5 protein-coding genes are annotated in these 4,352 nt (G+C 47.2%); 2 read left to right on the forward strand and 3 right to left on the reverse strand.

What is annotated here, in order from left to right:
* Positions 1 to 142 precede the first annotated feature (142 nt).
* Both HMPREF3277_RS09945 and HMPREF3277_RS09950 read right to left on the reverse strand, forming a co-directional pair.
* Positions 143 to 703 carry a ferritin-like domain-containing protein gene (locus HMPREF3277_RS09945; RefSeq protein ID WP_246830797.1) on the reverse strand — a complete coding sequence of 187 codons (561 nt, stop codon included), beginning with the start codon at positions 701 to 703 and terminating at the stop codon, positions 143 to 145.
* A 73-nt stretch (positions 704 to 776) separates the two neighbouring features.
* Positions 777 to 1,337, reverse strand: coding sequence for an NAD(P)H-dependent oxidoreductase (locus tag HMPREF3277_RS09950; RefSeq protein WP_070871008.1), 561 nt, complete (start codon positions 1,335 to 1,337; stop codon positions 777 to 779).
* A gap of 135 nt (positions 1,338 to 1,472) precedes the next feature.
* On the opposite strand from HMPREF3277_RS09950, the gene HMPREF3277_RS09955 reads away from it, so the two are divergent.
* Complete coding sequence (locus HMPREF3277_RS09955; RefSeq protein WP_070871009.1) at positions 1,473 to 2,378, forward strand: LysR family transcriptional regulator; 906 nt, start codon at positions 1,473 to 1,475, stop codon at positions 2,376 to 2,378.
* A gap of 353 nt (positions 2,379 to 2,731) precedes the next feature.
* Here HMPREF3277_RS09955 and HMPREF3277_RS09960 read toward each other — a convergent pair whose 3' ends face one another.
* Positions 2,732 to 3,079, reverse strand: a complete 348-nt coding sequence (locus HMPREF3277_RS09960) for a hypothetical protein (RefSeq protein WP_246830798.1) — start codon at positions 3,077 to 3,079, stop codon at positions 2,732 to 2,734.
* A gap of 421 nt (positions 3,080 to 3,500) precedes the next feature.
* Between HMPREF3277_RS09960 and HMPREF3277_RS09965 the strand changes: the two genes are divergently transcribed.
* The gene (locus tag HMPREF3277_RS09965) at positions 3,501 to 4,244 is read left to right on the forward strand and encodes a hypothetical protein (RefSeq protein ID WP_070871010.1); all 744 of its coding nucleotides are present in this window, start codon (positions 3,501 to 3,503) and stop codon (positions 4,242 to 4,244) included.
* The last annotated feature ends 108 nt before the right edge of the window (positions 4,245 to 4,352 follow it).

Here is a 4,352-nt window from a genome sequence, read left to right on the forward strand (position 1 = left end):
TTTAGGGGATTTTGGGGAATTTTGCAAAGGTCTCCTATTGTACGATTGGGGGCGGCTGGCAAATGTGCAGGCTACTTTTGAGCATGGAAAAGCAGCCTGCACTCCGTGTTACGGGCAGTGGGCTGCCTTTTATCGTCCGCGTTTATTTTTCCAGCAGCACGCGCAGCATCCATGCGGTTTTTTCGTGGGTCTGCATGCGCGTGGTCAGAAGGTCGGCGGTGGGTTCGTCGCCGGCTTCGTCCACGGCGGGGAACACGGCGCGGCAGGTGCGTACCACGGTTTCCTGTCCGTCCACCAGTTCGCGAATCATGGTTGGCGCGTCGTGGGTGTTTGTGCCGTCGGGAATGGAAGTAAGCTTGGCAAACTCGCCGTAAGAACCGGGGGCTTTGAAGCCCAGCGCGCGGATGCGTTCGGCGATTTCGTCCACCGCCAGTGCCAGCTCGTTGTACTGCTCTTCAAACATAGTGTGCAGGCTGTGGAACATCGGGTCTTCCACGTTCCAGTGGTAGTTGTGGGTTTTGAGGTAGAGCGAATAGGTATCCGCCAGCACTTTGGACAGGCCTTGGGCATCGGTGAACGGGCCGACAATCAAGAAATTGCCTGTCTGATGGTATTTGGCAAACCATGCTGCATGTTTTGGAAATAGTTCCTCGTGTTGTTCTGGTGTAATGTCTTCGTTTACAGTAATGTCGATGATGTACATAATTTTTCCTCAATATTGAATGGATTTGTTGGGCGGACGTTCCTGCCCGCCGTTTTCAGACGACCTTTGACGATTAAGCCGCAGCAGCTTTGATTTGAGCCACCAAACGCGCCGCGTGTTCGCGCGCCTGTTGTTTTTGGGCATTGACGGCTTCTTCGTTGCTACGGTCGGTGTAGCCGATACCGCAGGTGTACACGGGTTGTTGATAATCCAGCCCGCACAAGGCAGCGAAGGTTTCAAACTGCGGCAGATAGTCTTCCACCGAGTGTTTGAAGAAGCCGTCTTTTTGATACAACGCAGTAGGCGCGCCGGTAGTAAATGACACGATGAGCTTTTTGCCACCCAGTTTCGCGGTCGAGCCGTGCGCAAAACCGTGTACGAATACTTCGTCAATCCACAACTTCATCAAACCCGGCACCGAATACCATGAAAACGGGAATTGCAGCACAATCACATCGGCTTTCAGCAGCGCATCTTGTTCGGCGGCAATATCAAACCGACGGTTCGGATACAGCGCATCCAGTTTGCGGATTTCGGCTTGCGGTAGGGATTTTTCCACTTCCGCCAAAATTTCGGCATTGGCCAGGGAATGTTGCAAATCGGGGTGTCCGGAAATAATCAGGATGTTTTTCATATTCGGTTTCCTTGTAGGGGTTTAACGGAAAAGAGTTTTTAAGCTTTATCGCTTGCTGATGGGGTGTATTATACGCAGAATGTTTTTTATGATTAGACGCACAATTTCTAAATTACTATTAGGTATAATCTAACGATGGACAATTCATTCTACGGCCAGCTCAACGTTTTCCAAACCATCGCCCAAGAAGGCAGTATTTCGGCGGCGGCACGCAAACTGGAAATCGCCGTACCTTCAGCGAGCCAAGCATTAAAGTTATTGGAGCAGAAAATCGGTGTGCCGCTGTTTCACCGTACCACGCGCAATATCCAGCTCACCGATGCCGGCAGGCAGCTTTTGGAACGTACCGAACAAGCCATGGCAACGCTGCATCAGGCTTTTGAGGAAGTGCGGAATTTTGGCGAGCAGGTGAGCGGCACGGTGCGGATTACCATGGCACGGGTAATGTATCAGCTTGTTTTGCGCCCGCATTTGGCGGAATTTCACCAACGCTATCCGCAAATTCAACTGGAAATTTCGCTGAATGACGGGCTTTCGCACCTGATTGAGGATGGTATTGATTTGGGCATTCGCTTCGGCAACCGTTTGGATGAAGGCATGGTTGCCCGCAAGCTGCTGAACGGCACGCAGGAAGGGCTGTACGTCAGCTCAAGCTACGCCGCGCAACACGGCACGCCGAAAACGCCCAAGGATTTGCCCGCCCATAAATTCATCGGCTACCGCTTTATCTCGTCCAACAAAATCGAGCCACTGGTGATTGCGCAAAACGGGCAGGAAACCGCAGTGGAAATGGATACGCCACTTATCTGCAACGACCCTGAAATCTTATTGGATGCCACCCGCCAAGGCTTGGGTATTGGGCGGGTGTTTACCCACAATATGCAGCAACAGCCTGACCGCGCGGATTTTGTGCCCGTGTTGCAAAAATATTGGCGGCAGTATCCGCCGTTGTATCTTTATTATCTGCAACACAGCCAGCGGACGAAAAAGGTGCAGGCGGTGATTGAGTTTTTGCTGGAGAAAACGGCGCAATACCGTTGAAGTTGGGCAGACTGAAAACGGACGAAGCGGGAAGCGGCAAAGCCAAATTTCAAAAGCAGCCTGCACTTTGTTGATGGAAGTGCAGACTGCTTTTTATTTTTCAGGTAGCCTTTTCAGACGACCTCCACCCGCAGCGCATCCATAATCAGTTTAAATACAAATAATAACGTACTAGGACAACAACTCAACCGGTTGCCATAATTTGAGGATATCTGCGACAATAATACATGTCATCCAAGTGATGTCGAGGTCGTCTGAAAATCGGTTTTCCAGTTTTCAGACGACCTTTCCGTTGTGTTTAAACCGCTAAACAGTATTATCGAAAAGCAATCAAGATACCGAATAAAACCGATTTACTCCTGCCAGATAATCTCGTGTTTAGAACCATAAGTAATCTTTTTAATATTGCGTTCAAGAGCAATTTCTTTATCTAGCTTTCCTGAATATTGTGAACCTGCTAATTTTTGAAATAAAGTAATATTCAGCTCATCATTGTGGGAAGTTGTCTTTATATCTGAAATGCCCATTGCGCTATTGCCTAATAAACCTGTCAAATGAACCTGCCTATAATCCTTAGCTTCATGGACAGTAATTTTGAAACTCCCAATATCATCCAACTTGATTTCGTCATTGGCGAAAAAGCAGCCGGACAATATCAAGCCGGTAATACCCAGCATAGTTACCTTAATTTTCATCGTCATTTTATCCTTCGATAGAAACATCTTCTAGTGTGCCGTCAAAATTGCCATCCATAACAATACGGTATCTCTCAACAAATCTCCATCCTTGAAGCCGACAATACGCTATTTAAAATTCTTTAGAATCATAAATAAAGGTTTGAAGAGGATTTTCAGACGACCTGACCGACGGTTTTACCCCTATTTACCCTGTTTATTGACAAGGCTCCAATGAGAAAAATTCTTTGATAAGCGCTTTAGACGTATAAACCTACAAAGTATGATGTAATACTGTTTCTTACCCATTTAGAGTAAGTGTATAGATTATGGGTAACTCTTTTGCTGTATTGTCCTTGTTATTTAGAAAAAATAATAATGATACGGTAAGTTTTATTATGTAATTTCAGGTTGTTTATCCATCATCCAATTTATCGTAGGAGCGATTATGCCTCAAATGAAATTTAAATTATGGCTGCCAGTGTTGCTGGCTGCCGTTTTAGCAGCCTGTTCACAATCACATCAAACAGTTGAAGCACCTGCTGCCACCAATTCAGCCGTACCGAGTCAAAGTGCGCAAGCGGCAGAGAAATTAGGAACAAGCTGGGGCGATGAAGTGGAATCTTCCGTTCATTCCGTAAATTTGCGCCGTGTCAGTCAGGAACCTTTGGCGCAAAGCGTATTAAACTACTCTTCCAAAGATTATCGCGGCCGCAGCGTCAATTCGATTGCTTTAGCTTCAGGCAAAGTGGAATTGTCTATACGCGGTGATGATGGCAGCCTGCTGCCGATATTCCGTGACAAAGGCAACTACTATCTGCGCGGTACAGACGGACAGGCATACCGTTTGGTCTATCAAAACAACAGCAACAAAACCTTGGAAATCGTAGCCAGCGTTGATGGTTTGGATGTGATTTCAGGCAAATCGGCCAGCAAATACGCCGACGGTTATGTCTTGTATCCTCATGATTCTTTAGAAATCGAAGGTTTCCGCAAAAGCAGCAGCGCGGTGGCGTCGTTTGTCTTCAGCAGCCCCCGCGACTCTTATGCCGCCAACTCGGATAATGGCTCCATCCGCAATACGGGTGTAATCGGCACTACAATTTTCGAACTGTACGACCCAAACCGCAGCAGAAATGAACCTCAAGCCTTTCCCGCCGATGACGGATACGCCAAACCTCCTACCCGATAAGGCATAAATAATAAAAGCGGTCTGTAAACCAAATAAGGTTTCAGACCGCTTTTTATTTTGCAGTAGCAATGAAAATACAGTGGATTAAATTTAAATCAGGACAAGGCG

It is taken from the genome of Neisseria sp. HMSC70E02 (assembly GCF_001838645.1).
In the GTDB taxonomy this organism is placed as follows: domain Bacteria; phylum Pseudomonadota; class Gammaproteobacteria; order Burkholderiales; family Neisseriaceae; genus Neisseria; species Neisseria macacae.